This window comes from Azospirillum picis (assembly GCF_017876115.1).
Classification (GTDB): Bacteria; Pseudomonadota; Alphaproteobacteria; order Azospirillales; family Azospirillaceae; genus Azospirillum; species Azospirillum picis.
The window spans coordinates 373,865-397,882 of record NZ_JAGINO010000002.1 but is presented as its reverse complement, the minus strand read 5'-3'; the positions used below and the strand labels follow the sequence as shown (position 1 = coordinate 397,882).

Annotated in this window: 24 protein-coding genes and 1 pseudogene; 13 read left to right on the top strand and 12 right to left on the bottom strand. The window is 69.2% G+C overall.

From position 1 onward, the window contains the following. Positions 1 to 208 precede the first annotated feature (208 nt). The 9 genes from J2850_RS04345 to J2850_RS04305 form a co-directional block, all read right to left on the bottom strand. Complete coding sequence (locus J2850_RS04345; RefSeq protein WP_209979108.1) at positions 209 to 1,021, bottom strand: DODA-type extradiol aromatic ring-opening family dioxygenase; 813 nt, start codon at positions 1,019 to 1,021, stop codon at positions 209 to 211. 141 nt (positions 1,022 to 1,162) lie between these two features. Further along, positions 1,163 to 1,642, bottom strand: a complete 480-nt coding sequence (locus J2850_RS04340; RefSeq protein WP_209979107.1) for a F0F1 ATP synthase subunit B family protein — start codon at positions 1,640 to 1,642, stop codon at positions 1,163 to 1,165. After that, entirely contained in the window at positions 1,639 to 2,289 is a 651-nt protein-coding gene (locus J2850_RS04335; RefSeq protein WP_209979104.1) for a F0F1 ATP synthase subunit B family protein, read from the bottom strand. The genes J2850_RS04340 and J2850_RS04335 overlap by 4 nt, the downstream gene beginning before the upstream one ends. A 91-nt stretch (positions 2,290 to 2,380) precedes the next feature. Continuing rightward, complete coding sequence (locus tag J2850_RS04330) at positions 2,381 to 2,605, bottom strand: ATP synthase subunit C family protein (protein ID WP_045581937.1); 225 nt, start codon at positions 2,603 to 2,605, stop codon at positions 2,381 to 2,383. An 80-nt stretch (positions 2,606 to 2,685) separates the two neighbouring features. After that, positions 2,686 to 3,429 (bottom strand): F0F1 ATP synthase subunit A, encoded by a 744-nt coding sequence (locus J2850_RS04325; protein ID WP_209979102.1) that lies wholly within the window; start codon positions 3,427 to 3,429, stop codon positions 2,686 to 2,688. A gap of 12 nt (positions 3,430 to 3,441) precedes the next feature. Beyond that, on the bottom strand, positions 3,442 to 3,810 hold the full coding sequence (locus J2850_RS04320) for an AtpZ/AtpI family protein (protein ID WP_209979100.1): 369 nt from the start codon (positions 3,808 to 3,810) through the stop codon (positions 3,442 to 3,444). Positions 3,811 to 4,051: 241 nt separating this feature from the next. Continuing rightward, positions 4,052 to 4,666, bottom strand: coding sequence for an SCO family protein (locus tag J2850_RS04315; protein ID WP_209979098.1), 615 nt, complete (start codon positions 4,664 to 4,666; stop codon positions 4,052 to 4,054). Between the two features lie 128 nt (positions 4,667 to 4,794). After that, positions 4,795 to 6,981 (bottom strand): cache domain-containing protein, encoded by a 2,187-nt coding sequence (locus J2850_RS04310; RefSeq protein ID WP_209979096.1) that lies wholly within the window; start codon positions 6,979 to 6,981, stop codon positions 4,795 to 4,797. Positions 6,982 to 7,245: 264 nt separating this feature from the next. After that, on the bottom strand, positions 7,246 to 7,998 hold the full coding sequence (locus J2850_RS04305) for a PhoH family protein (RefSeq protein ID WP_209979094.1): 753 nt from the start codon (positions 7,996 to 7,998) through the stop codon (positions 7,246 to 7,248). Between the two features lie 955 nt (positions 7,999 to 8,953). Here J2850_RS04305 and minC point away from each other — a divergent pair. The 8 genes and pseudogenes from minC (at position 8,954) to dgcA (ending at position 17,478) form a co-directional block, all read left to right on the top strand. Next, complete coding sequence (gene minC, locus J2850_RS04300) at positions 8,954 to 9,745, top strand: septum site-determining protein MinC (RefSeq protein ID WP_209979093.1); 792 nt, start codon at positions 8,954 to 8,956, stop codon at positions 9,743 to 9,745. 94 nt (positions 9,746 to 9,839) lie between these two features. Beyond that, entirely contained in the window at positions 9,840 to 10,655 is an 816-nt protein-coding gene (minD, locus tag J2850_RS04295) for a septum site-determining protein MinD (RefSeq protein WP_209979090.1), read from the top strand. Further along, positions 10,652 to 11,023 (top strand): cell division topological specificity factor MinE, encoded by a 372-nt coding sequence (gene minE, locus J2850_RS04290; protein WP_209979088.1) that lies wholly within the window; start codon positions 10,652 to 10,654, stop codon positions 11,021 to 11,023. The genes minD and minE overlap by 4 nt, the downstream gene beginning before the upstream one ends. A gap of 334 nt (positions 11,024 to 11,357) precedes the next feature. Then, positions 11,358 to 12,725: a CRTAC1 family protein gene (locus tag J2850_RS04285; protein WP_209979086.1), complete on the top strand. Its 1,368-nt coding sequence runs from the start codon at positions 11,358 to 11,360 to the stop codon at positions 12,723 to 12,725. Positions 12,726 to 13,107: 382 nt separating this feature from the next. Beyond that, entirely contained in the window at positions 13,108 to 13,632 is a 525-nt protein-coding gene (locus tag J2850_RS04280) for a PAS domain-containing protein (RefSeq protein WP_209979085.1), read from the top strand. Between the two features lie 793 nt (positions 13,633 to 14,425). Beyond that, positions 14,426 to 14,917 (top strand): annotated as a pseudogene (locus J2850_RS32300) (methyl-accepting chemotaxis protein); the annotation flags it as partial. Positions 14,918 to 15,302: 385 nt separating this feature from the next. Beyond that, positions 15,303 to 16,337, top strand: a complete 1,035-nt coding sequence (locus J2850_RS04270) for a methyl-accepting chemotaxis protein (protein WP_209979080.1) — start codon at positions 15,303 to 15,305, stop codon at positions 16,335 to 16,337. Positions 16,338 to 16,485: 148 nt separating this feature from the next. Next, entirely contained in the window at positions 16,486 to 17,478 is a 993-nt protein-coding gene (gene dgcA, locus J2850_RS04265; protein ID WP_209979078.1) for an N-acetyl-D-Glu racemase DgcA, read from the top strand. A 13-nt stretch (positions 17,479 to 17,491) separates the two neighbouring features. On the opposite strand, the gene J2850_RS04260 is transcribed toward dgcA, so the two are convergent. After that, complete coding sequence (locus J2850_RS04260) at positions 17,492 to 17,902, bottom strand: 4a-hydroxytetrahydrobiopterin dehydratase (RefSeq protein ID WP_209979076.1); 411 nt, start codon at positions 17,900 to 17,902, stop codon at positions 17,492 to 17,494. Between the two features lie 208 nt (positions 17,903 to 18,110). Between J2850_RS04260 and J2850_RS04255 the strand changes: the two genes are divergently transcribed. Continuing rightward, positions 18,111 to 18,716 carry a uracil-DNA glycosylase gene (locus J2850_RS04255; protein ID WP_209979073.1) on the top strand — a complete coding sequence of 202 codons (606 nt, stop codon included), beginning with the start codon at positions 18,111 to 18,113 and terminating at the stop codon, positions 18,714 to 18,716. 159 nt (positions 18,717 to 18,875) lie between these two features. Here J2850_RS04255 and J2850_RS04250 read toward each other — a convergent pair whose 3' ends face one another. Continuing rightward, entirely contained in the window at positions 18,876 to 19,535 is a 660-nt protein-coding gene (locus J2850_RS04250; RefSeq protein ID WP_209979071.1) for a class I SAM-dependent methyltransferase, read from the bottom strand. Positions 19,536 to 19,774: 239 nt separating this feature from the next. On the opposite strand from J2850_RS04250, the gene J2850_RS04245 reads away from it, so the two are divergent. Further along, entirely contained in the window at positions 19,775 to 20,527 is a 753-nt protein-coding gene (locus tag J2850_RS04245) for a CHAP domain-containing protein (protein ID WP_307353943.1), read from the top strand. 35 nt (positions 20,528 to 20,562) lie between these two features. Next, positions 20,563 to 20,994, top strand: coding sequence for a hypothetical protein (locus tag J2850_RS04240; RefSeq protein ID WP_209979067.1), 432 nt, complete (start codon positions 20,563 to 20,565; stop codon positions 20,992 to 20,994). Positions 20,995 to 21,550: 556 nt separating this feature from the next. Here J2850_RS04240 and ubiA read toward each other — a convergent pair. Further along, positions 21,551 to 22,498, bottom strand: a complete 948-nt coding sequence (gene ubiA / locus J2850_RS04235; protein WP_209979065.1) for a 4-hydroxybenzoate octaprenyltransferase — start codon at positions 22,496 to 22,498, stop codon at positions 21,551 to 21,553. A gap of 126 nt (positions 22,499 to 22,624) precedes the next feature. Here ubiA and J2850_RS04230 point away from each other — a divergent pair, with 126 nt between their 5' ends. Together J2850_RS04230 and J2850_RS04225 are read left to right on the top strand one after the other, a co-directional pair. Beyond that, a complete protein-coding gene (locus J2850_RS04230) occupies positions 22,625 to 23,095 on the top strand; it encodes a response regulator (protein ID WP_307353942.1) in 471 nt (156 codons plus the stop codon). Positions 23,096 to 23,181: 86 nt separating this feature from the next. Next, positions 23,182 to 23,994: a 16S rRNA (uracil(1498)-N(3))-methyltransferase gene (locus J2850_RS04225; RefSeq protein ID WP_209979063.1), complete on the top strand. Its 813-nt coding sequence runs from the start codon at positions 23,182 to 23,184 to the stop codon at positions 23,992 to 23,994. The last annotated feature ends 24 nt before the right edge of the window (positions 23,995 to 24,018 follow it).

The following is a 24,018-nucleotide window of genomic DNA, read 5'->3' as shown; positions in this document are numbered from 1 at the left end:
GTGCAGTCGGGGCCGTCGGCTTGCCCGGGCCAGAATGCCGCTCCGCTTCACACCGACTCCCGCTCGTAACGTCGCCCGGCCGATCGCGCGCGGGGTCGTCCCGCAAGAGGGTTCCATGGCCGGGCAGGCCGGACGCCGCGCGCGCGGATTGTAGCTTGGCTATCTCCCCAGGCAAACAGGCAACTGTGCGACGGAGTACCGCCAAAGATCAGGCGGATGCCCCGCCGGTGAAGGCATAGGCGTGCATGCCGAGGCTGCCGTGCTCGAACCCGGCATGCAGCCGTTCCGTCCGCGGCGACGGCCCGGCGGCCCCGAGCGCCACCGGCAACGGCAGGAAATGCTCGTCGGTCGGATGGGCCCGGCGGGCGTCGGGACTGGCGGTCAGCCAATTGCCGACCGCCTCGGCATCGCCGGCCTCCAGCGCCGCGTCCAGCCAGCCGGCGAAGCCGGTCGCCCAGGACGCGGCACCGGTGCCGCCGAAGCGGAATTCGCGCAGGTTGTGGACGGCGCCGCCGCTTCCGAGGACCAGCACCCCCTCCCGCCGCAGCGCCTCCAGCTTGCGGCCGAGCGCCACGTGCTCGGCGGCGCTGCGCCCCGGCATCACCGAAAGCTGGGCGACCGGGATGTCGGCCTGCGGATACATCAGCATCAGCGGCACCCAGGCGCCATGGTCGAGCCCCTGGGACGGATCGATGGCGGCCCCGGTCAGGGCTGCGACCCGTTCGGCAAGGGCGGGGGCGCCGGGGGCCGGGTAGCGCAAGCGGTAGAGCGCGTCGGGGAAGCCGTAGAAGTCATGGATGGTCTCCGGCGCGACGGCCCCGGAGACCGCGGCGGAGCGGGTGGTCCAGTGCGCCGACACCGCCAGGATGGCGCTCGGCCTGCCGAGCCGCTCGCCGAGCCCGGCCAGGAAGTCGCGGCCGGCGCTGGTCTCCAGCGTCAGCGTCGGGGCGCCGTGGGACACGAACACCGAGGGGAAGACGGCAGCGGGGGCGGGCGGAAGGGGGATGGGCGAAACGGACATGGGCGGACGGACTCCGGCCGGGAGGGGAGGGCGGGGAGCCTCCATTCGACCAAAGAAAAACCCCGGCGCCTAGGCCGGGGTTTCTCGAAAGTCCGTCCTGCGGGCCGCAACAATCGCCGGGACGATCGTTGCGGAGCCCGGTCAGTGCAGATGCTTGGGCAGCTCGCCGATCGACTGCTCGATCAGCTTGGCAGCCTGCGCCGGCGGCAGGCCGCCGGCCAGCACGCGGCGGCTGGCGCCGATGGCGACATCCACCGTCAGGTTGCGAACCTCTGCCAGCGCCGCGGCTTCCGCCTGGGCGATGCGGTCCATGGCCTGCGCCTCGCGGCGCTTCAGCGACGCCTCGAGGTCGGTGCCGGCCTGGGCGCGCAGGCGCTCGGCCTCCTCGCGGGCGTGGGCCAGAACGGCCTCGGCTTCCTTCTGCGCGTCGGCCATCCGGCGCTGGTAGCCGTTCAGCAGGGCCTGGGCGTCCTTGTGCAGGCGCTCGGCCTCGTCCAGCTCGGCGCGGATCTTCTCGGCCCGGCCGTCCAGCAGGGTGCCGATGGCGGCCGAAGCCTTCTTCCACACCAAGGCCACGAAGATCACGAAGGCGATGAGGACCCAGAATTCAGGTGCGTTCATCCCCGGCGCTCCTCAAGCACGGCTGCGACCGCCGCATCCGCCTGGGCCGGCTCGACCTCGACGCCGGCCAGGCGGCCGGTGATGTCGCGGACGATCTCGGTCGAGGCGGTGCGGATGTTGGCCAGGGCCTCGTCCTTGGCGGCGGCGATCGACGCCTCCGCGGTCTTCAGCCGCTCGGCGATGTCGGCGTTCAGCGTGGACTGGCGGGCGTGGTTGTTCGCCTCGATGTCGGCGCTGGCCTGACTGATCAGGGTCTGGGCCTCGCTGCGGGCGCCGGCGAGGGACTTCTCGACCTGGGCCAGGATGGCCTCGGCCTGCTCCTTGAGCTGGGCGGCCTTGGCGAGGTCGCGCGAAATGCGCTCCTGCCGCGCCTCCAGAACCTCGGCCACGCGCGGGAGCGCCTTCTTGGACATGAGGTAGTAGAGAACGCCGAAGGTCAGAGCCAGCCAGAAGATCTGGGTCGGGAAATTGGCGGGATTGAGCTGCGGCAGGCCGCCGGAAGCGTGCTCGCCGCCAGCGGCTGCGTTCGGAGCGTGCTCCGCCGCGGCTGCCAGGACGGTGCCGGCCATCGTGGTGAGGGTGACGAGCGAAGCGCCCGCCACTCCCGACCAGCGGGCCAGCCGGCCTTTGGCCAACAGGTTCGGCATGATCGGTCCCCCTAGGCAAAGGAGCGGCGCCGAAACTTCGCTAGAAGCCCGGCGCCGCGTCAGAGCTGTTTTTTTAAAAGCCGCTCTGGCCTTAGGCGAACAGGATCAGGAAGGCGATCAGCAGGGCGAACAGCGCGACGGCTTCCGTCAGCGCGAAGCCCAGAATGCCGATCGGGAAGACCTTCGGCTGGACGGCCGGGTTGCGGGCGATCGAGCCGATGAGCGTCGAGAAGATGTTGCCGATACCCAGACCGACGCCGGCGAGGGCGATAACGGCCAGACCGGCACCGATGAACTTGGCGGCTTCAGCTTCCATGGTACTCATTCCTCTAGGTAAGTGTGAACGTTTGTTGAGGCGATGACGTGTGGTCGTCCGTTTCGGCCGCCGGAACCGCGTCAGTGCAGTTCCAGGGCGTCGCGGATGTACAGGCAGGTCAGGATCGAGAAGACGTACGCTTGCAGGAACGCGACCAGGAACTCGAAGCCGGTCAACGCGACGTTGATGGCCAGCGGGATCAGGCCGGTGACGAAGCCCAGCGCGCCGAGACCGCTGATCATCATAACCGTAAAGCCGGCGAAAACCTTCAGCATCGTATGACCGGCCATCATGTTGGCGAACAGTCGGATCGAGAGGCTGACGGGGCGCATCACGTAGGAGATCACCTCGATCGGGATGAGGATCGGGGCGAGCGCGATCGGAGCGCCATGCGGCATGAAGAAGGAGAAGAAGTGCAGGCCGTGCTTCATCAGGGCCAGCAGGGTCACGAACACGAACACCGTCGCAGCCAGCGCGAAGGTCACGATGATGTGGCTGGTGAAGGTGAAGGTGTAGGGGATCATGCCGATCATGTTGCCGATCAGGACGAACATGAAGATCGAGAACACGAACGGGAAATAGGGCCGGGCATCGTGCCCGGCGTTGTCGCGCACCAGGTTCGCGACGAATTCGTAGAACATCTCGGCCAGCGACTGCAGGCGGCCGGGGACCATCGACTTGTTCGCCATGCCCATGACCAGCAGGGCGTAGATCGCCGCCACGGCCACGACCATGAAGAAGGCCGAGTTCGTGAAGGAGACGTCGTAGCCGCCGAGCACGATCTGAAACAATGAGTGGATTTGGAACTGGTGCAGCGGATCCAAGGTCGTCCTCGCTCAGTGTGCGTCGCCGTCTTGGCGCTCGTTGTCGTCCCCAGTGGGCCGGCGGTAGCCGGCGGCGATTCCGAAGCCCGTGACGGCCCGGTAGACGTTCAGCACTCCCGCCGCAGCCCCCAGGAAGAACATGACGATCAATCCCCAGGGCGCGGTGCCGAGCCAGCGGTCGAGCAGGAGCCCGCCGCCGACGCCGACGATCATGGCCGCGACAAGCTCCGTCCCGATGCGCCAAGCCGTCGCGAGGGCGCCCTGCGGCGGACGGTGGTATTTGCTACCGGGTCCGCCGGACCAGCCGCGTTGTCCCTCACGCGCCTTGCGCAACCGGGCTTCGAGGTCTTCCAAGGGATCGGGGGGCGTTTTGTTGTTCATTCCGCCTCTCAATCACGCTTGGCTCGCAGCCATGCGAAAGCGGCGAGACCATACGGGTGGGGCGTTACCCTGTCAAGTCGCAAAACCTTCAGGATAAGTCATTGAAAACAATGAAGAAGAAAGGAAGTGTCGTGGATTTTGCCGCGCTGCGGCGCGTTGTTCCGCTCCAGTCTGCGGAAAAACCCGGTGGTATGACCTCTTTTCGGGCTTTTCCGGACCGTTTGGACTGCATTCGGGCCCGTCAGCCGGCGATCCGGCCGGCCAGATCCTGGGCGATTTTGTCTGCGCTGGTGCCGCCGGGATACACGCCGACGAATTTGCCGTCCGGCCCCATCAGGTAGATGAAGCTGGAATGGTCCATCAGGTACTCGTCGGGCTTGGCGTCCTTCTGCGGCGCCTTGGCGTAATACACGCGGTAGGCGCGGGCGGCGTCCCTGACCTGATCCGGGGTGCCGGTCAGCCCGACCAGCCGCGGGTGGAACAGCGCGACATAGTCCTTCATGTGCGGCACGGTGTCGCGTTCCGGGTCGACCGTGATGAAGACCGGCTGCACGGTTTCGGCCTTCGGGCCGAGTTGGTCGAGCGCCTGCGTCATCACCCCCAGTTCGGTCGGGCAGACGTCCGGGCAGTAGGTGTAACCGAAATAGATCAGCATGTACTTGCCGCGGAAATCGGCGTCGGTGACCGTCCTCCCCTGGTTGTCGGTCAGGGTGAAGGGGCCGCCGATCGGCACCGCCGTCCTGGTGCCGCTTTCGACGGTGGAGGCCGCATGCTCGACCTGCCACCAGGCGATCCCGGCGGAGACGGCGATGGCGACGGCGGAGGCGGCGGCGATGCGCAGGAGGCGTGTGTTCATGGTGCCCCAGGAATGGGGCCGTCCGCCGCCGAGGTCAAGGGTGGAGGGCGATGACGCCGCGGTCCGGAGGCCGGGATCGGGGAGGCGAGGGCAAGAGGAGCCGAGGGCATGGGGAGCCGGGGGGCGGGTCAGGCGGCCTTGGCGTCCGGCGTCCGGCCCGGCTGCTGCACCTCGTCGCTCAGCCAGGCGCGGACCAGCGCCAGCAGTTCGCGCGCCACCGGCTGACCGGCCTCCAGCCGCCGCCGCAACGCGTCGGTTTGCCGGCGCAGCGCCTCGTTCCGGGACTTGCGGACGGGAAGATCCGGGTGGCTGCAGTCCGCCATCCGCCGCTCGTCCCGCTCCAGATGCAGGGCCGTGTAGGCGAGCAGCCGGTGGACCGCCTCGCCGAGCGGCCGGTCGCCCGGCCCCGCCCCCTGCCCATCGGCGCCTTGCGCTCCGGCCTTGCGGGCTTGGGCGGTTGCGTCGTTCAGCAAGGCCATCAGGATCATGCGGTCGGTGTCGATTTCCTCCTCGCCGACCGCGAGGCCGTCGCTCCAGGCCATGACCATGTCCCGGCCGGCTTCGCCATCGCCGCTCCCGTCGCCGCTGACGGCATCCGGCGATCCCGCATGGAGGGCAGCGATCGGCGCGGCGTTGATCGCGGCGACGTTGAGCAGGAAGGCGTCGACCATGCCGTGCAGGCCGTCCGCCTGCCGGGACAGGGCGGCGGCGGCATCGAGCAGCGCGCCGGCCGAGCGTTCGGTCTCCCGCGCCGCGTCCGACACCGCGTCGATGCTGCTGGAAACCTGCCGGGTTCCCTCCGCCGCCTCGCCGGCGCTGCGGGCGATCTCGCCGGTCGCGGCCCCCTGCTGCTGGACGGCGGCGGCGATCGAGGTGCCGATCTCGTCGCCGCGGGCCACGACCGATCCGATCTCGCGGATGGCGCTCACGGCGGCGCCGGTCGCCGCCTGCACGTCGGCGATGTGCTGGACGATCTCCTCGGTCGCCCTGGCGGTCTGGCCGGCGAGCTGCTTCACCTCGCCCGCGACGACGGCGAAGCCTTTTCCCATCTCGCCGGCGCGCGCCGCCTCGATGGTCGCGTTGAGGGCCAGCAGGTTGGTCTGGCCGGCGATGCCGGCGATCAGGTCCGCCACCTCGCCGATCCGGCGGGCGGCACTGCCCAGCCCGTCGATCCGGGCGCCGGCGCGCTGCGAGGCTTCGACGGCCTCGGTCGAGATGGCCGACGAGGTCACCACCTGCTCGCCGATCACCGCGATGGACCCGGTGAGCTGCTCGGCCGCCGCCGCCACCGTCTGCACGTTGGTGGTGGCCTGCTGCGAGGCGCCGGCGACACGGGCGGCGTCGCGGCGGTTGCGATCGGCGGTGGCCGACAGGCTGCGGGCGGTCGACTCCAACGTTCCGACGGCGCTGCCGACGGTGCGGATCGTCTCAGCCACTGTGGCCTCGAAGCGGCCGGTCAGCCGCTGCATCGCGTTGGCGCGCTGCCCGGCCACCCGGTGCTCGATCCTCTGCCGCTCCCAGTGGCGGGCGAGGTCGATCTGCTGCACCCGGAAGACCTCGACGGTGCGCGCCATGGCGCCGATCTCGTCGCCGCGCGCGGTGCCGGGCACCGTGGCGGCGCTGTCGCCGCCGGCCAGCGCCTGCATGGCGCCGCCGAGCGCGCCAAGCGGCCGGACGATGGCGCGGCTGACCAGGAACGCCAGCAGGACGGCCGCCAGCCCGATGCCGAGCCCGATGCCGGCCAGCCGCAGCGCCGCCGCCCGGAACGCGTCCTCCACGTCGTCGATGTAGATGCCGGAGCCGATCAGCCAGCCCCAGGGCGCGAATCCCATGACGTAGGACAGCTTGGCGACCGGCCGGGCCGTGTCCGGCTTCGGCCAGAGATAGTCGACGAAGCCGGCCCCGTCGGCCTTCACCACCCGTACGAACTCCGCGAACAGCCGCTTGCCGTCGGGGTCGGCGGTCCGCGACACGTCGCTGCCGTCCAGCTCCGGCTTGATCGGGTGCATGACCATGCGCGGCGTCAGGTCGGTGAGGAAGAAGTATTCGCCGCCGTTGTGGCGCAGCGCCTTCAGCGCATCCTTCGCCGCCCTCTGCGCCGCTTCCCGGTTCAGCGCGCCGGAGCGTTCCTGCGCCTCGAAATGGGCCAGCAGGCCGTGGGCCACCTCCACCACCGTGCGCGTCTTGTCCCGGCGGTCGCCCATCATTTCCGCGCGCAGGCCCAGCAGGCTGACCGCGGCCAGCAGGACCAGCCCGGCCCCAGCCGCCGCCAGGATCAGCCCGATCTTCCCCCTGATGCTGATGCGTTCGAACATGACGACGCCCCCTCCCCCCGCGGGGCGCTGATGCCCCTGGATTTCGTGGGGACCTTTGCCGGGGCGGGAATCGCCGTCAAGGCGGAATGCCGGTCATGCCGATTTTCTGTTTAAATGAATGTCATTTTTGCAACCATAAAACGGTGTGGTCCCGCAGCGGTCCCATCCCATCCCGTCCCGGACCGGGAGGCGGTGAAACCCGCCGGAGGCAGGGCGGGAGACGGGGCCGGAGGGGGCGGCGCCGGGGCGCCACCCCCGTGCCGGTCACAGGACGGTGAGCATGCTGGCGACCAGCGGGTGGCGGACGATGTCCTTCTCGTCGAGCCGCATGACCGCGATGCCCTCGACCGCCTCCAGCCGGCGGGCGATGTCGGCCAGTCCCGACAGGTTGTCCAGCAGGTCGGTCTGGTCGGGGTCGCCGGTCAGCACCATGGTGGAATGCCAGCCCAGCCGGGTCAGCAGCATCTTGATCTGGGCATAGGTGCAGTTCTGCGCCTCGTCGATCACGACGAAGGCGTTGTTCAGGGTCCGGCCGCGCATGAAGCCGACCGGCGCGATCTCGATGGTGCCGTCGGCCATCATGGTGCGCAGCCGCTTCGACCCCAGCCGGTCGGTCAGCGCGTCGTAGAGCGGGCGCAGGAAGGGCGCCATCTTCTCGTGCAGGTCGCCCGGCAGGTAGCCGATGCTCTCGCCGGCCTCGATGGCCGGGCGCGACAGGACGATGCGGTCGACGCTGCCCGACTCCAGCGCCTCCACCGCCGAGGAGATGGCGAGGTAGGTCTTGCCGGTGCCGGCCGGACCGAGAGCCAGCACCAGGTTGTGGGTGCGGATCGCCTCCATCAGCAGCTTCTGGTTCGGGTTCTGCGGCTTGACTTTGCGGAGATAGCTCTGGTCGCGGCGATCATCGTTCCCGAGCGGATCCCAGCCGTAGGCGGCAGGGCCCCCGACGCCCGGAAACAGCGGGTGGACGGTGGAGTCGTCCGCCGTGGCGATGCCTTTGCTCGAACGCTTGGCCATGTCGCATCTCCTTGAAGGATGGGGGTGGCGCCGGTTCCGGGCACAAAAAAAGCCTCCCGCAGGGGGAGGCTCGATCGGCCGCATGGCTGGAAGTGGGTCAGGGCTGCCGCCGGGCGCTGTGCCGGAACCGGATGTGCCGGTGCGGGCCGGCGATGCGGGCTCGCGCACGGGGTGCCGCCACGCCCGAGTCCGCTTCCCGGGCCGCCGCTCGCTGGCCGGATGGTGCCGGAGCGGTCGGGGTGGGGCAGGCGGGTCCCGGAGGGCGGAACAAGGTGCAAGAGAACCTCATCGTCGATGGAGGCCACGCAACACGACTGTACCGGTGATAACGTCCGCCGTCAGGCAGAATTGCGTCCGACGCAAAATATTCATACCAGATGTGGTGGGGGTGCCGCAGGAATCCCGATGGAGCGGCGATGGTAACCCTTTTCGCAGAGGCGCCGGCGTCCGGTCGCTGGCCTTCCGGCCGATACCCCCGAAAGGTTTTGCCGCTATCGGCGGCATTCATTACTATGACCGTCCTTGGGGGAAATCGGACGTTTCGCTGCAACCCGTTCCCATCGCTCTCCGGCCCGTCGCCGCCGTCGACGGTCGTGCCTGTCGCGACCGCCGTGCCCGGTGCGGGACGACCGCATGCGGCCGGCCGGCTCCGGCCGGTGCCCGCACCTCGCCGCCTTATCCGGTGGCCGGGTCGCGGCGGCATGGGAAGGGGGTGCTGGGGATGGACGGCTTGGCTTTCGATTGTCACCTGGGCATACCGGGAAAGTCTTGAAAGCGAGCGGCGCTGACGGCTAGAAGGCGCGGATTGGCTGACCAAGATGCCGGCGTCGGGGGCCGACGGCCCTCCGGCGGGTCCGGGCCGCGGGTGTGTGCTCGCGTGCGGCATCCGCACGATCGGGCCGCGCGTCGCGGACGCCCGGCAGATGGGACGGCGGGAACGAACGGGAAGGCTACGGTGAGCAGCGCCAGTCAGGTCGCCGAACGGGATGTGCCGTTCCAGTTGCGTGGCAATTCCTTCACCATGATGGTGCTGAAGGTCTTCGCCCCGGCATCTCCGGATTTCTTTACCCTGCTGAACGTCAAGGTGCGCCAGGCACCGAACTTCTTCCGCAACGCGCCGGTGGTGCTGGACTTCGACGACCTGCCGGAGTCCGTCGTCTTCGATCTCGGCGCCTTCGTGGCGCAGGTCAGGGCGCAGCACCTGCTGCCGGTGGGCTTCCAGGGCGGGCCGCAGAGCGTGCGCGAGGCGGCGATGGCCGTCGGGCTGACGCCGATGCCCTCGGGCCGCGCCGCCCGGCTGGAAGAGGTGGTGAAGGCCCCCGACCCGCGGGCCGGCGAGCAGCCGGGCTCCGGTGCGGCCTCCGGCGGGGCGGCGGTGGCGGCGCCCCAGGTGCTGATCGAGGTGGTGCACCGCCCGGCGGTGATGGTGACCGAGCCGGTCCGCTCCGGCATGCGGGTCTATGCCGAGAAGACCGACCTGATCGTCGCCAGCTCGGTTTCCCCGGGGGCGGAGCTGCTGGCCGACGGCAACATCCATGTGTATGGCGCACTGCGCGGGCGGGCGCTCGCCGGCTTCTCCGGCGATCCCAACGCCCGCATCTTCTGCCACAGCCTGGAGGCGGAGCTGCTATCCGTCGCAGGCAACTATCGGGTTAGTGAAGACATTGGCAGTGACTTCCACAAGAAAGCCGTGCAGATTTTCCTGCGCGAGGGCGTGCTGAGCATGGAGTTGCTGAAGGGCGTCTAAGGGTTCGAGCGACAGGGTCTTCTCCGGGGGCGGCAATCCCCGGAATTTCTATCGTATCGGTGACGGCAACTTTGGGATTATGGGAGAGGCTCCGTTGAGCAAGATCATCGTCATGACCTCCGGCAAGGGCGGTGTCGGCAAGACGACCTCGTCCGCGGCCTTTGCGACCGGGCTGGCGCTTCGCGGCTTCAAGACGGTCGTCATCGACTTCGACGTGGGTCTGCGCAACCTCGACCTCGTGATGGGCTGCGAGCGCCGGGTCGTCTTCGACTTCATCAACGTCATCAATGGCGAAGCGAAGCTGAACCAGGCCCTCATCAAGGACAAGCGGATCGAGAACCTGTACATCCTCCCGACCTCGCAGACGCGCGACAAGGACGCGCTGACCCGCGAGGGGGTGGAGAAGGTGCTGAACGAGCTGTCGAAGGAGTTCGACTACATCCTGTGCGACAGCCCGGCCGGCATCGAGCGCGGCGCGCTGATGTCGCTCTATTTCGCCGACCACGCCATCATCGTCACCAACCCCGAGGTGTCGTCGGTGCGCGACAGCGACCGCATCCTCGGCGTGCTGAACTCGCGGTCCCGCCGGGCCGAGCAGGGGCTGGAACCGGTGACCCAGCAGCTCCTGCTGACCCGCTACGACCCGGAGCGCGTCGAGAAGGGCGAGATGCTGAAGGTGGACGACGTGCTGGAGATCCTGGCGATCCCGCTGCTCGGCGTCATCCCGGAAAGCCAGGCGGTGCTGCGCGCCTCCAACGTCGGCATGCCGGTGATCCTCGACGAGGCGTCCAACGCCGGGCTGGCCTACTCCGACGCGGTCGGCCGCTTCCTCGGCGAGGACATCGACCACCGCTTCGTCACCCCCCAGAAGAAGGGCCTGTTCAGCCGGCTCCTGCGGAGGAGCGCATGAGCATCTTCAACTTCTTCCGCGCGGCCCCGCGGGCATCGGCGGTGCAGGCCAAGGAGCGGCTGCAGATCGTCATGGCGCACGAGCGCGCCGGGCGCAGCGGTCCCGACTATCTGCCGATGCTCCAGCAGGAGCTGCTGGCGGTCATCGCCAAGTACGTCAACATCGACGAGAACAAGGTCGAGGTGAAGCTCGACCGCGGCGGCGACTGCTCGACGCTGGAGGTCAACATCGAGCTTCCGGCCCGCGAGCAGGCCAAGGCGGCCTCCGCCGCCAAGCCGGCGGCCGACAAGCCCGGCAACGACCACGCGGCGGCCAAGCGGTCGGTCGGCGGCTCCGTCGGCAACGCCGGCGCGAAGAAGCGGATTTGACCGGTACCGGTTCGGCCTGAGCCGGCTCGTTCCGGCTGGCCCGGGCCGGGCCGGTTCAGTCCGGGCCGGGCCGGCGCGGGATCGGACGTCATCCGGCGCGGCCTTGCCCCATGACCGCCGCCCGCCCGGCTTTGCGGTACCCGCATTGCGGTCGGGCGGCGGCCACCATACCCTGGCGGGCATAGGCGGTCCCTGATCGTCCGTCCGGCTTTACGCCGGTGCGGGGACGGGGTATCAACGGGGATACGCCGCTCGAAAGGCCAATGGCTCCAATGGGCTGTGGCGGCGGCTGACCGATACGGGACAAGACCGACCACCGGACAAGAGGGTGCCGATGTTCCTGGATTGCTCGTCGCTGCTCGTCGAGAACCCGCCGCGCCAGTCGAACGGGATGGCGGTCACGGACATCGACGGCGATGGCGCCCTCGAACTGGTCGTGACGGGCTTCCGCACCGCCAACCTCGTGTTGAAATGGGTGGATGGCCGCCTCGTCGACGTCGCCGACCCGCTGGTCGCCGACCCGTCGGGGCCGGCGCTCGGGCTGGCGGCCGCCGACATCGACGGCGACGGGCGCGAGGAGCTGTATGTCGTCAACTGCGACCGCGCCACCGGCAGCAAGGACATGGCCGATCGGCTGTTCGCCTGTTTCGGCAGCCACTGGCTCGACCTCTGCGCGCAGGCCGGCAACGCCGGGGCTGCCAACCACACCGCGGCCGGTGCCGTGGCCGCCCTGGACCGCTGGGGGCATGGCCGCTACGGCTTCCTGGTGGCGACCGACGGCGGGCCGCTCCGGCTCTATGAGCTGACCCGTCGCGGCCGGCTGGAGGACGGGGCCGAGGAGGCGGGGCTCGACGCCATCGGCGCGGCACGCGGCGTCACGGCGCTTCCCATCGTGTCCGACCACATGGATGTGGTCACCGTCAACGACGGCGGGCCCAACCAGCTCTTCCGCAACCTGGGCGACGGCAATTTCGAGGAGATCGCCGAGGAGCGCGGGATCGCCGATTCGCGCCCGTCGGGCCGCGCGGTGGCAGCACTCGATGCCGACGGCGATGGGCTGTTCGACCTGCTGGTCGGCACCTGGGACGGGGCGCAGCGCCTGTTCCTCCAGCGCATGGGCGGCGGTTTCGTCGAATCCGCCGGCCCGGACCTGTCGATGCCCGGACGCATCTTCACCGTCGTCGTCGCCGACTTCGACAATGACGGGTACGAGGAGCTGTTCTTCCATGCCCATGGCGAGCCCAACCGGCTGTTCGGCTGGCGCCATGACCAGTGGCAGGAACTGGAGACGGGCGACGCGGCGGAGCCCAAGGGCATGGGCACCGGCGCGGTGGCCATGGACATCGACGGCGACGGCCGGCTCGAACTGGTGCTGGCCCATGGCGACGGCACCGCGCAGCCGCTGTCCGTCTTCCGTCCGGCGGCGAACCACAATGGCTGGCTCCGGGTGCAGCCGCTGACCCCCTTCGGCGCACCGGCCCGCGGCGCCGTGGTCGACCTGACCGCCGGGGGGCGGCGCCAGCGCCGGGTCGTCTGCGCCGGGTCCGGCTATCTCTGCCAGGGCGAGCCGGTGGCCCATTTCGGCTTGGGGCCGCTGCATCAGGTGGAGCAGATCGAGGTGCGCTGGCCGGACGGCACCGTGGTGACGGTCGACAACCCGCCGGCCGGACGCCTGCTGACCATTCCCTATCCGCCGGAATGAAGGCCCGTCCGCCCGACCTCCCGCAGCGCCGGCCCGCTTGAGCAGGTTTTCCGGCCTCCGCCCGCGGACGGGCGGGCTCGGAAAACCTGAAAAACCATGGAGCCCGGAGTTTTCTCCAGGCCGGGCCTGTGGCCGGAACTGGAGAACCCTGCCTGGCGGTCCGTCCGGTCGGCTGGCCAGGCCGATCATCCGGAGTCGGATATTTCACCGTTGCAATCCGTAGGGTCTTTCGCGAACGCTTCCACCAATTTACAGTGACGGCGATTGCGGCACCCGCATTACGGGTTTTCGCGCGGCGCGCCGATCCGGACAGGGGTTGTCCGTCTCCCGCCCTGCGCTCTCGCCGCTGCGGACGCGATGCGGGCGGGAGGCCTGAAGTCACATGGCACGGCGCGACGTTCCCCTGACCGGGGTGGAACGCTTCTTCGACCCGGACGAAGTCATCGTCTCGAAGACCGACCTGAAGGGTCGGATCACCTATGCGAACCGGGTGTTCCAGCGTGTCGCCGGATACAGCGAGGCCGACCTGATGGGCGCCCCCCACTCGATCGTCCGCCATCCGGACATGCCGCGCTGCGTCTTCAAGCTGCTGTGGGACACGCTGGCGGCCGGGGCGGAGATTTTCGCCTACGTCGTCAACCGGGCCGCCAACGGTGACCATTACTGGGTCTTCGCCCATGTCACACCAAGTTTCGACGCTGACGGGCGGGTGATCGGCTATCACTCCTCGCGCCGGGTGCCGGAGCGGTCGGCGCTGGACAAGGTGGTCCCGCTCTATCGCCGGCTGCTGGAAATCGAGAACGGCCACGCCGACCGCAAGCTGGGGATGGAGGCGGGATTCGCCGCCGTCGTCGCCCTGCTCGCCGAAAAAGGGATCGGGTATGACGAATTCGTCTTCTCTCTCTAAGGCGGGCCTGCTCACCGCCCTCTGTGCGGCGGCGGTGGCGGCGGGGATCGTCCTCGACGCCCTCGACCTTGGCGGCGCCGGCCCGCGTGCCCTCCTCGGGGTGCTGGCCCTGGCCGCGGTGGCGGCGGCGGCGGTCCATCTCCGCCGCGTCGGCGCGGTGGTGGAGCGGCTGGCGGCGGTGAACCGGTCGATCGCCGCCGGCGACTTCGAGGCGCGGGTGACCGGCATCCGCGAGGGCGGCGGCCTCGGCGCGCTGATGCATGCCACCAACGACGCCATCGACCGCACCGACGCCTTCGTGCGCGAGGCCACCGCGTCGATGCACGCGGTGTCGGAGCACAAGTATTTCCGCCGGATCATGCTGCGCGGCATGAACGGCGGCTTCCTTCACGCCAGCCGGACCATCAACGCCGCCACCGAGAGCATCGCGCGGAAGGTGACGGGCTTCGCCGGAGTGACGGTGCGCTTCGAGGGCGAGATCCAGAGCGTCTGCACCGGGGTCGCGGAAACCGCCCACCGGCTGGAGGTGTCCGCCCGGCTGATGGAGACCGACGCCACCCACGCGACCGGCAAGGCCTCGTCGGTCGCCGCATCGGCGGCGCAGACCGGCGGCAATGTCGGCAGCGTCGCCGAGGCGACCGAGGAACTGTCGGCCTCGATCTCGGACATCGCGCGGCAGATCGCCGAGGTCGCCCGCGTCGCCGAGACGGCGGCCGGCGAGGCCGAGCGGTCGAACGCGCTGGTCGGCACCCTGTCGGGGGCGGCGCGCACGGTCGGCGACGTGGTGACGCTGATCAACGACATCGCCACCCAGACCAACCTTCTGGCGCTGAATGCCACCATCGAGGCCGCGCGCGCCGGCGAGGCCGGCAAGGGCTTCGCGGTCGTGGCGCAGGAGGTCAAGCGCCTGGCCGACCAGACCGCCATGGCCACCGGCGAGATCGCCGGGCAGATCGCCGGCATCCAGTCCTCCACCGACGAGGCGGTGGGCGCCATCGTCGGCATCGGCCGCACCATCCAGTCGATCAACCGGATCGCCGCCGGCATCAGCGCCGGCATCGAGCAGCAGGGATCGGCGGTGCGCGAGATCGTCGCCAACATGGAGCAGGCCGCCGTCGGCACCCGTGCGGTGTCCGACGACATCCAGCAGGTCACAGACGCCGCCTGCCGCACCAGCGGCACGGCGCACGAGGTGTTCGCCGCCTCCGAACGCATGGCCGCCGAGGCCGACCGCCTGACGCGCGAGGTCCAGCATTTTCTGGAGGAAATGCACCGCGTCGCCTGACGACGCCCCGATGGCGAGCCGGCGCCGGGCAAGGCAACTGCCTGGCGAATGTGCATGAGGCATGGGGGGATTTTTGCGATGCGGAATGGTTCTGGCGTCTTTTCGAGATTCACAGCATTTTTGTTGCGTATTTTTGAAGAAATCATATTACGTTCCGGCAACACAAATGCCGCGTCCACGAACGGTTGAGCAGGCGGTCGCCAGTTTGCCCGCTGTTTCAGCATCTTAACCGAACGCTACTTCCGAGAGTCAGGGTGCCCACCCGCCGCCCGCGGCCGAATGCCGCGGAAATGATGATCGGCGCGCGGGGAACGGGCCTCCGGCAACCGTTGGCATGGCTTTTGATGGGATGACGGCAGGGACGGTCAAGACGGGGGACAAGACGATGAGCATGGCGGGCACCGATCTGTTCGAACTGTCGCGTGGCGTGCTGGATGTGGCGTCCAAGAAGGTGTCCTTGATCGAGGACATCACCCGGCGCACCAAGATGCTGGCGATGAACGCCCTCATCGAGGCGGCACGGGCCGGCGACGCCGGGCGCGGCTTCGCCGTCGTCGCCAACGAGGTCTCGGAGATTTCCACCCAGGTCAACAGCATCACCAAGGAGCTGCGCTCGGAGATCGTCGCCCGCGTCGATCATCTCACCACCACCGGCAGCGCCATGGTGCAGGAGATGCATGGCAAGCGGCTGGCCGACCTGTCGCTCAACATGATCGAGATCATCGACCGCAACCTTTACGAGCGATCCTGCGACGTGCGCTGGTGGGCGACCGACAGCGCGGTGGTCGATTGTGCCGCCGATCCTGCGGCGGAGGCGCGCCGCCATGCCTCGCGCCGGCTCGGCGTGATCCTGGAGTCCTACACCGTCTATCTCGACCTGTGGATCGCCGACCGCAACGGCGTGGTGATCGCCAACGGGCGCCCCGACCGCTATGCCGGCGCCGTCGGCTCGCGGGTGTCGGACGAGGCCTGGTTCCGCCAAGCGCTGGCCACCCGCAACGGCGGCGAGTTCACGGTGGGTGACGTCGCCCGCAACCGTGCGCTGGAGGACCGCGTCGTCGCGACCTATGCCACCGCCATCCGCCGCGACGGCGAAGCCGACGGCGAGGCCATCGGCGTGCTCGGAATCTTCTTCGATTGGGAGCCGCAGGCCGCGGCGGTCGTCGAAGGGGTCCGCCTGGAGGAGGGCGAGCGCGAACGGTCGCGCTGCCTGCTGCTCGATGCCCGCCACCGGGTGATCGCCTCCTCCGACGGCCGCGGCCTGCTGACCGAGACGGTGCCGCTGCGCCGCAATGCCGCGACCATGGGCCACTATATCGACGACAAGGGCAGGTTCGTCGGCTACGCCCTGACCCCCGGCTACGAAACCTACAAGGGCCTCGGCTGGTACGGCGTGATCATCCAGGACCAAAAGGGCTAGCGTCGGGACCGCGGTTGGGGCCACCGCCGGGGCGCAGACGCTCGAACCGCGGATCCTCCGGGAAGGCCCGGCGCGTTCGCGCCTGTCGCATTGCCGGGCGGGGCCGGGATACACTCCCGGCCCCGTTCCGATTCTGGGTGCCCGTGCCATGTCCGCCATCCGCCTGACCGTCAGCCGCGAAGCCTTCCCCATCCGCGGCGCCTTCCGCATCTCGCGCGGGGCGAAGACCGAAGCCCATGTCGTGGTGGCGGAGGTCTCGGACGGCGAACACCGCGGGCGCGGCGAATGCGTGCCCTATGCCCGCTATGGCGAGAGCGTCGACGGCGTGGCGGCGGCGTTGGAGGCGATGGCCGAGGCGGTAGCCGGCGGGCTGGACCGGCAGGCGCTGTCGCGGGCGATGGCTCCGGGAGCAGCGCGCAATGCGCTGGACTGTGCGCTCTGGGATCTGGAGGCCAAGCGCTCGGGCATGCCGGTCTGGCGCTTGGCCGGGCTGGACCGTCCGCCGGAGCCGCTGGTCACCTGCTACACGCTGAGCGTCGACGAGCCGGCGGCGATGGCCGAAGCGGCGCGCGGCCGGGCGGCCCGCCATCCGTTGCTGAAGATGAAGCTGACCGGCGACGGCGACCTGGAGCGCGTGGCCGCCGTCCGCGCCGCCGCCCCGGCCGCCCGGCTGGTGGTGGATGCCAACGAGGGCTGGACACTCGACCAGTTGCACCGCTTCGCGCCGGTCCTCGCCGGCCTCGGCGTCGAGATGATCGAGCAGCCGCTGCCCGCCGGCCGGGACGAGGCGCTGCGCGGGATCGACTGCCCGGTGCCGCTCGGGGCCGACGAATCCTGTCACGGCCTGGAGTCGCTGGAGCGGCTGCGCGGGCTCTACCGGGTGGTGAACGTCAAGCTGGACAAGACCGGCGGGCTGACGGAGGCGCTGGCGATGACCCGGGCCGCCCGCGCCTCCGGCTTCGAGGTGATGGTCGGCTGCATGGTCGCGACCTCGCTCGCCATGGCCCCGGCGGTGCTGGCCGGGCAGGGCGCACGCTGGGTCGACCTCGACGGCCCGCTGCTGCTGGCCAGGGACCGGGAGCCGGGGCTGGTCTATGACGGCGCCGTCCTGCAGCCGCCGGCGCCGGAGCTGTGGGGATAGGGGCGCGCCGGCCTCACCCCTCCTGCACGTAGGGCGGCGGCTCGGTGCCGACCGCGGCGGGGACGTAGGGCGCGTCGGCCAGACCGTTGACCTTGGCGGCCATCACGAAGTCGTTCTCGTGCAGGCCCCTGATCTTGTGGGTCCAGAAGGCGACGGTGCAGTGGCCCCAGCCGTAGCGGATCTCGGCATGATGGCCCTCCGCCTCGCAGAGCGTGCCGACCTGGGACGCGAAGGCCTGGGCCTGGGCGAAGTCGGGGAAGCGGAAGTCGCGCTCGATGCGGTCGGGATCCTCCTTCAGGACCCAGCCCGGAACCTGGACCAGGTAGGAGGCGGCCATGGCGCGGTCCATCGGTGGTATCCCGCCACGGCAGGGCTCGCAGGTCCTGGCGGCGAGATCCTGTGTCGACGGTGCTTGCGGTGTCATTCCGGTTTCTCCTTTGTTGATGGCCCTTGATGGTGGCGCTTGCGGTCTCGGGCCGGAGTGTGATCGGTTCGGGCGAACCCGCCTGAACCGTGAATCACGCGGAAAACCAAAAACTTAGAGTTCCGCCTGGAATGGTGGGTTCGGGCGCCCGCTCCGGCAAGTCCGGCTGTCCGCCTGCTCCCCTCGCTCGACCAAATGGAAGCCGACCATGACCGATCTCCGTACCGATATGCCGTTCGCCGACTACCAGTTCCCGGCCAAGCCCGTCGACGGGCCGCGGCTCGCCATCGTCGGCGAGGCGCCGGGGGCCGAGGAGGCCCGCCGGGGCACGCCCTTCGTCGGCCGCAGCGGCAAGCTGCTGGACGAGTCGCTGGCCGCGGTGGGGATCGAGCGTGCGGAGTGCCTCGTCGCCAACGTCTTCCGCTACCAGCCGCCCGGCAACAAGGTCGGCCACTTCTTCGCCTCGCGCGCCCGTGCCCGCAAGGAGGGCAGGGAGATCGACGAAAGCTGGGGCGCCTTCGGCACTTCGGACCGGTTGCTCGCCGAGTTCGCCGGCGAGATCGAACACCTGCGCGCGACCCTGGCCGACTACCGCCCATCGGTCATCGTGGCGCTCGGCCGCACCCCGACCTGGGCGCTGACCGGCGAGAACGGCATCATGCAGCTCCGCGGCAAGGTCCTGCCCTGCCGCCTGCTGGACGGGGTGGAGGTCGTGCCGACCTTCCATCCCAGCTACCTGCTGCGCGGCCAACTGGTCGAACAGCCCACCTTCCTCGCGGACCTGCGCCTGGCGGTGTCACGGCTGAACCGCTGACACGCCCGTCCTTTGATACGCCCGCCTGTTGAAATGCCGGCCCATAGAAAGGCCGGGCGCCTGGAGTGTGATCGTTTCAAGCGGTATCGCTTGAAACGAACACACGGAAAACCAAAAGCCTAGACTCTGTCTGTTGCGTCAATAAGCACCAGGCAGAGTCTAGGCGTCCGGCAGCAGGCGCCAGATGGTGGTGTCGCGCGCCTCGCGGTCCTCCAGTTCCAGCGAGGTTGGGACGGTGTAGGCGCCGACCCGCTCGATGCCGCTGGTCGGGACGTAGGCGCGGCCGGGGTCGCCCAGCAGCACCAGCGTGCCGGTGGCCGCGACGCCGCGCAGCCATGCGGTCACCCGTTCGGCCATCGGGCGCTCGTAGCAGACGTCGCCGGCCAGCACGACGTCGATGCCCGGCAACGGGCGGTCGACCAGATCGGCGCTGACCGGCTTGACCTCCACACCGTTGGCCCCGGCGTTGAGGGCGATGGCGGACAGGGCGAAGCGGTCGATGTCGCAGGACTGCACCCGTGCCGCCCCGGCCCTGGCCGCGGCGATGCCGACCAGCCCGGTCCCTGCGGCAAAATCGAGCACCGACTTGCCGGCCACCAGCTCGGGCCGGTCGAGCAGAAGCCGCGCCACCGCCTGGCCGCCGGGCCAGGCAAAAGCCCAGTAAGGCGGCGGCAGATTCGTGGCGGCCAAGGTCTCCTCGGTGGCTTGCCAGAGCGCAGTCACTTCGGTAGCAAGATGAAGCTGGATTTCCGGCAACAGCGGCGTGGTCGTCAGCGTCGTGTTGTCGCGGACGAAATCATGTGGCGACTGGTTGTTCATACGAGGATTCCCAAGGAGCTCCGCTGTTGGCGGGATGACCGTCGGCGGCCCATGAATGTTACATAATTCAAACGGTGTAGACACAGCTCTAAACCCGTGTTACCCGTTCCAACAGGGAACACAACGGGATTGGGGGAGTCATGCGGCAGAGGGGAACCGCCATCGGCCTTTCGTTTGCGGCTTTGATCGCGCTGAGCCCCCTTACCGTGTCGACGGCCGCCGCACAAGACGGCGATTGCGTGCGTACCGTCCGCTCGCTCTCCGATTTCACCATCCGCGGCGATGCCTGGACCTGGTGGGACCATGCGGCCGGCAGGTACGACCGCGAGCACCGCCCCAGCATCGGCTCCGTCCTCGTCTTCAAGCGCACCGGCATCATGCGCCGCGGCCACGTCTCCCTGGTCAGCGCGGTGATCGACCGCCGCACCATCGAGGTCGACCACACCTGGATCGCCGGCGACGGCCTCCAGCGCGGCATGCGCGTTGTCGACGTTTCCAAGAACAACGACTGGTCCTCCGTCCGCGTCTGGCACGAGCCGACCGACCAACTCGGCCTGCGCGTCTACGCCGCCTACGGCTTCATCATGCCGGAGGACGGGGACGAGTCTGAGTCGCGCGAAAACCGGATGCTGGATGCCGGCGACCGCGGCATGGACCATGGCTTCAGCAGCGCGCCGCGCGGCCGCGGGAAGGCGGGCGATGGCCCGCGCATCGTCGAGGCGTCGCTGCACCCGCAGAAGGGCGTGACAGTGTCCGCCCGCAATCGCGGCAAGTCGCACTCCGCCACGGTCGTCGCGTCGCACGCCCCGCAGAGGCCGCAGCGCACCGACGTCGCCGTGCTGCCGTCCCGCAAGCCCGGCGCCTCGCACGCCGCGCCGGCCGCGACCACCGAGGTCGCCGCCCTTCCGACCATCCGGCATGGCGCCCCTCCGTCCCGCAAGCCGGGAGCCGGCAATTCCGTCGCCCAGCTCGCCGACCGGAACGAACGCTGAGCGTTTCTTCGAACGTCGTGGTGGAGGCCAAGCCGATGCCAAAGAAGAGCTTGCTTCTGTTTCTTGTCCTCTTGAGCGGCTGTATCACCACCAGCCGCGAAGGCGAAGTGGTTAACTCGCTGAAGGGGAAAACCCTGGCGGAAGCCAGGGCGCGGCTTGATCCGATCATGGGAGCGCCGATATACCCCAGGCCTCCCCCCGCCATCATTGCCGATGCGTTCCCTCCCGATATGGATCGGAATGCCGATGGGACGATCACCTATATCTGGCAGAGAGATACGGGATACTATGACGTGACCCGCCCGGCCGGTGGCTACGTGGACACGTCGCAGGGCCGGCCGATTGTGGTCGAAAATTACCAGAACGAGCGGACCTACACGGCGTGCAGGGTGACGATCAGAGTCGATCGCCAAGACGTCATTGTACGTTCGAGCGTCGCAGGCTGTGGTTCCTCTCTCCCCTTCTAGAGTGTGATCGGTTCAAGCGGACACGCTCGAACCGTGAATCATACGGGAAAGACAAAAGGCTAGAGTCTGTCAGAGGCTTCAATGAGCATCTGACAGACTCTAAGCAGCGTTCGCAGGATTTTCGAGCGCGCCGAGCTGTGTAAGAGGTTCGGAGATCCTGGCATCCCGGCGGTCCTAAACCAGCGGTCATTGATGATGCCCACTGGTCTCCGCAAGAGCGGCGCGGTGCCGGCCCGTGCCCCCGCACGGTCGCTCCCGGCCGCAGGCTTCACGAACTCCGTCGCCCGGTTCACCGATTGCCGCGAGCGGATTCCCACGAGTGCTGAGCGGGCTTTTCCGGAATTCCGGGACGGGACGGCCCCCGTCCTGTTGCTTCCCATCCGGTCCGGCGGTGCCGGGTCTCCGAACCCGTCTCACATGCTCCTCTTCCGCGAAAGCGGAGAAAGGTCGGGGAGGGGGCCGGCTCGCGCGATCGGGTGGCGGACAGCGGGGCGGGCGCCAAATCCCAACGGCCCCTCAAATCCATCGCCCAAATCCATCGCCGGGGAATCCGTCGTCAGAGCTTCCCGGCCAGGATCGCCGCCAGTACCAGCCAGCCGAACCAGCGGTTCGACTTGAACTTGTCCAGGCAATCCCCCTGGTCGTCGGGCCGCCATGTGGCGACCTGCCAGGCCAGTTGCAGGCAGGCCAGCGACAGCACCGGCAGGAACAGCCCGCCCAGCCCAGCGAGCCTGCCGCTGATGCCGATCCCGGCATAGGTCAGCGTATAGAAGCCGTAGATCCAGATCTTGCTTTGGTCGCCGAGCCGCAGCGCCGTCGACTTGACGCCGATCCGCGCGTCGTCCTCCTTGTCCTGGTGGGCATAGATGGTGTCGTAGCCGAGCGTCCAGGCGACGCCCGTCGCGTACAGCACCAGGGCCGGCCAACCGACCTCGTCCTGCACCGCCGCCCAGCCCATCAGGGCGCCCCAGTTGAAGGTCAGGCCGAGAAACGCCTGCGGCCACCAGGTGATGCGCTTCATCAGCGGATAGGTGAAGACCAGCGCCAGCGACAGGACGCCGAGCCCGATGGCGGTGGTCCCCAGTTGCACCAGGATCAGCAGCGACACCAGCAACTGGAGTCCCAGGAAAACCAGCGCCTGTCGGACCGACACCTGTCCAGACGGGATCGGGCGCGACCGGGTGCGCTCCACCATCGCATCGAACTTGCGGTCCAGGATGTCGTTGACCGTGCAACCGGCACCGCGCATCAGCACCGCCCCGACCGCGAACAGCGCCATCAGCCACAGGAGCGTCGGCCAGTTCCGGAAGGGCTGCGGCATGGCCAGCGCGACGCTCCACCAGCACGGGAACAGCAGCAGCCAGGTGCCGATCGGACGGTCGAGCCGCGCCAGCGTGACATAAGGCCGCAGGCGGGCCGGGACCAATCGGGCGACCCAGCCGTTCTGTCGGATGTCCGTGAAGCCCGGCTGTGGAATGCCGGGACCGGGAATGGGGGTGGGCATGACGGCGGCGTTTCCGCTGTGCTATGGAAGAAGGGTGAACGGTGATCGGGGCGAAGGTATCGGGCGGCTGTTCGGCCGGCAAGCGCCACTGGCCTGGGGGAAGGCAAGACGGATCGCTGTGACATTGTGCTCGTAGGGCTTGCGCCCGCCAAAATCGCACCAATACTGTTTATTCGGCACAACTTCAGCGAATCGCAACCATCGATGGACATGAGCGCAACAGCGGATCGTTTCGCCGTCGTGATCGACGACGAGTCGATCATCCTGGCCGGAATGGAAATCATGCTGGATACCTGGGGATACCGGGTGCTCGCCGCTGAAGACGTCGAGACCGTGCTGGCGAGGCTCCCCGCCGGATCGGCTCCAGATGTGATCCTGTCCGATTACCGCCTGCGCGACGGCTGGTCGGGCATCTCCGCGATCCGCGCGGTGCGCGAGGTCTGCAAGGCCGAGGTGCCGGCGATCATCCTGACCGGAGACACCGGTCCGGAGCTGATGGCCGCCGCGAAGGCCGAACAGGTGACGATCCTGCACAAGCCGGTCCAGCCCAACGATCTGCGCCGCAAGATCGACGCCCTGCTTGCCGGGCCGGGCTGACCCCCGCTGCCTTGCTCCCGCTGCCCTGCTGACTTGGCTGCCGGCTGACGGCTATAGTCTGCGCGCCCCCCGCGGAGACGACAGCCATGGCCGACCCGATCAAGACCCGCCTCTATGTCGACAGCCCCCTGGCCGATGGCCAGTCGGTTGGCCTCGACCATGAGCGCGCCCATTTCCTGCGCCATGTCCTGCGCCTGGACCGCGGCGATTCGGTCGCGGTGTTCAACGGCCGCGACGGCGAGTGGCGCGCGGCGATCGACGGCTTCGGCAAGGGCTGGTGCTCGCTGACCGTCGCCGAGCAGCGGCGCGGGCAGGACACCACCCCCGACCTCTGGCTGCTGTTCGCGCCGCTGAAGAAGGGGCGGATCGACTTCGTCGCCGAGAAGGCGACGGAGATGGGCGTGTCCCGCCTCTGGCCGGTCTTCACCCGCCGCACCGACCCCAACCGGGTCAACCTCGACCGGCTGCGCGCCAACGCGGTGGAGGCGGCCGAACAGTGCGAGCGGCTCGGCGTGCCGGAGATGGGCGATCCGCTGCCGCTCGACCGGGTGCTGGCCGGCTGGCCGGCGGAGCGGCGCCTCTACCTGTGCGCGGAGGCCGGGATGGCCCGCCCCTTCGCCGAGGTGCTGCGGGACGCGCCGGGCGCCTCCGGCCCCGCCGCGCTGCTGGTCGGGCCGGAGGGCGGCTTCGACCAGTCGGAACTTGACGAACTCGTCAAACTCCCCTTTGTTGTTCCGGTGGGATTGGGTCCGCGCATCCTGCGGGCCGACACGGCCGTGGTGGCGGCGCTGGCTTGCTGGCAGTCCTTGGCCGGGGACTGGACTGCCGGGGGAAGCGACCGGCGCCCGCCTTTCCGCGCGCCGGCCCACTCACCGCCCGGCCAGCCCTCCGCTGACTGACCGGCCGCCCTCCGTCCACTTCCC

Excerpts from the sequence above, each read along its gene's own strand:
- J2850_RS04270 (WP_209979080.1), top strand. The coding sequence starts at position 15,303 with ATGAGCATGGCGGGCACCGATCTGTTCGAACTGTCGCGTGGCGTGCTG.
- J2850_RS04260 (WP_209979076.1), bottom strand. The coding sequence starts at position 17,902 with ATGACACCGCAAGCACCGTCGACACAGGATCTCGCCGCCAGGACCTGC.
- ubiA (WP_209979065.1), bottom strand. The coding sequence starts at position 22,498 with ATGCCCACCCCCATTCCCGGTCCCGGCATTCCACAGCCGGGCTTCACG.
- J2850_RS04310 (WP_209979096.1), bottom strand. The coding sequence starts at position 6,981 with ATGTTCGAACGCATCAGCATCAGGGGGAAGATCGGGCTGATCCTGGCG.
- J2850_RS04330 (WP_045581937.1), bottom strand. The coding sequence starts at position 2,605 with ATGGAAGCTGAAGCCGCCAAGTTCATCGGTGCCGGTCTGGCCGTTATC.
- J2850_RS04345 (WP_209979108.1), bottom strand. The coding sequence starts at position 1,021 with ATGTCCGTTTCGCCCATCCCCCTTCCGCCCGCCCCCGCTGCCGTCTTC.
- J2850_RS04320 (WP_209979100.1), bottom strand. The coding sequence starts at position 3,810 with ATGAACAACAAAACGCCCCCCGATCCCTTGGAAGACCTCGAAGCCCGG.
- J2850_RS04305 (WP_209979094.1), bottom strand. The coding sequence starts at position 7,998 with ATGGCCAAGCGTTCGAGCAAAGGCATCGCCACGGCGGACGACTCCACC.
- J2850_RS04285 (WP_209979086.1), top strand. The coding sequence starts at position 11,358 with ATGTTCCTGGATTGCTCGTCGCTGCTCGTCGAGAACCCGCCGCGCCAG.
- J2850_RS04335 (WP_209979104.1), bottom strand. The coding sequence starts at position 2,289 with ATGCCGAACCTGTTGGCCAAAGGCCGGCTGGCCCGCTGGTCGGGAGTG.
- J2850_RS04255 (WP_209979073.1), top strand. The coding sequence starts at position 18,111 with ATGACCGATCTCCGTACCGATATGCCGTTCGCCGACTACCAGTTCCCG.
- J2850_RS04225 (WP_209979063.1), top strand. The coding sequence starts at position 23,182 with ATGGCCGACCCGATCAAGACCCGCCTCTATGTCGACAGCCCCCTGGCC.
- J2850_RS04240 (WP_209979067.1), top strand. The coding sequence starts at position 20,563 with ATGCCAAAGAAGAGCTTGCTTCTGTTTCTTGTCCTCTTGAGCGGCTGT.
- J2850_RS04250 (WP_209979071.1), bottom strand. The coding sequence starts at position 19,535 with ATGAACAACCAGTCGCCACATGATTTCGTCCGCGACAACACGACGCTG.
- J2850_RS04280 (WP_209979085.1), top strand. The coding sequence starts at position 13,108 with ATGGCACGGCGCGACGTTCCCCTGACCGGGGTGGAACGCTTCTTCGAC.
- minE (WP_209979088.1), top strand. The coding sequence starts at position 10,652 with ATGAGCATCTTCAACTTCTTCCGCGCGGCCCCGCGGGCATCGGCGGTG.
- J2850_RS04315 (WP_209979098.1), bottom strand. The coding sequence starts at position 4,666 with ATGAACACACGCCTCCTGCGCATCGCCGCCGCCTCCGCCGTCGCCATC.
- dgcA (WP_209979078.1), top strand. The coding sequence starts at position 16,486 with ATGTCCGCCATCCGCCTGACCGTCAGCCGCGAAGCCTTCCCCATCCGC.
- J2850_RS04340 (WP_209979107.1), bottom strand. The coding sequence starts at position 1,642 with ATGAACGCACCTGAATTCTGGGTCCTCATCGCCTTCGTGATCTTCGTG.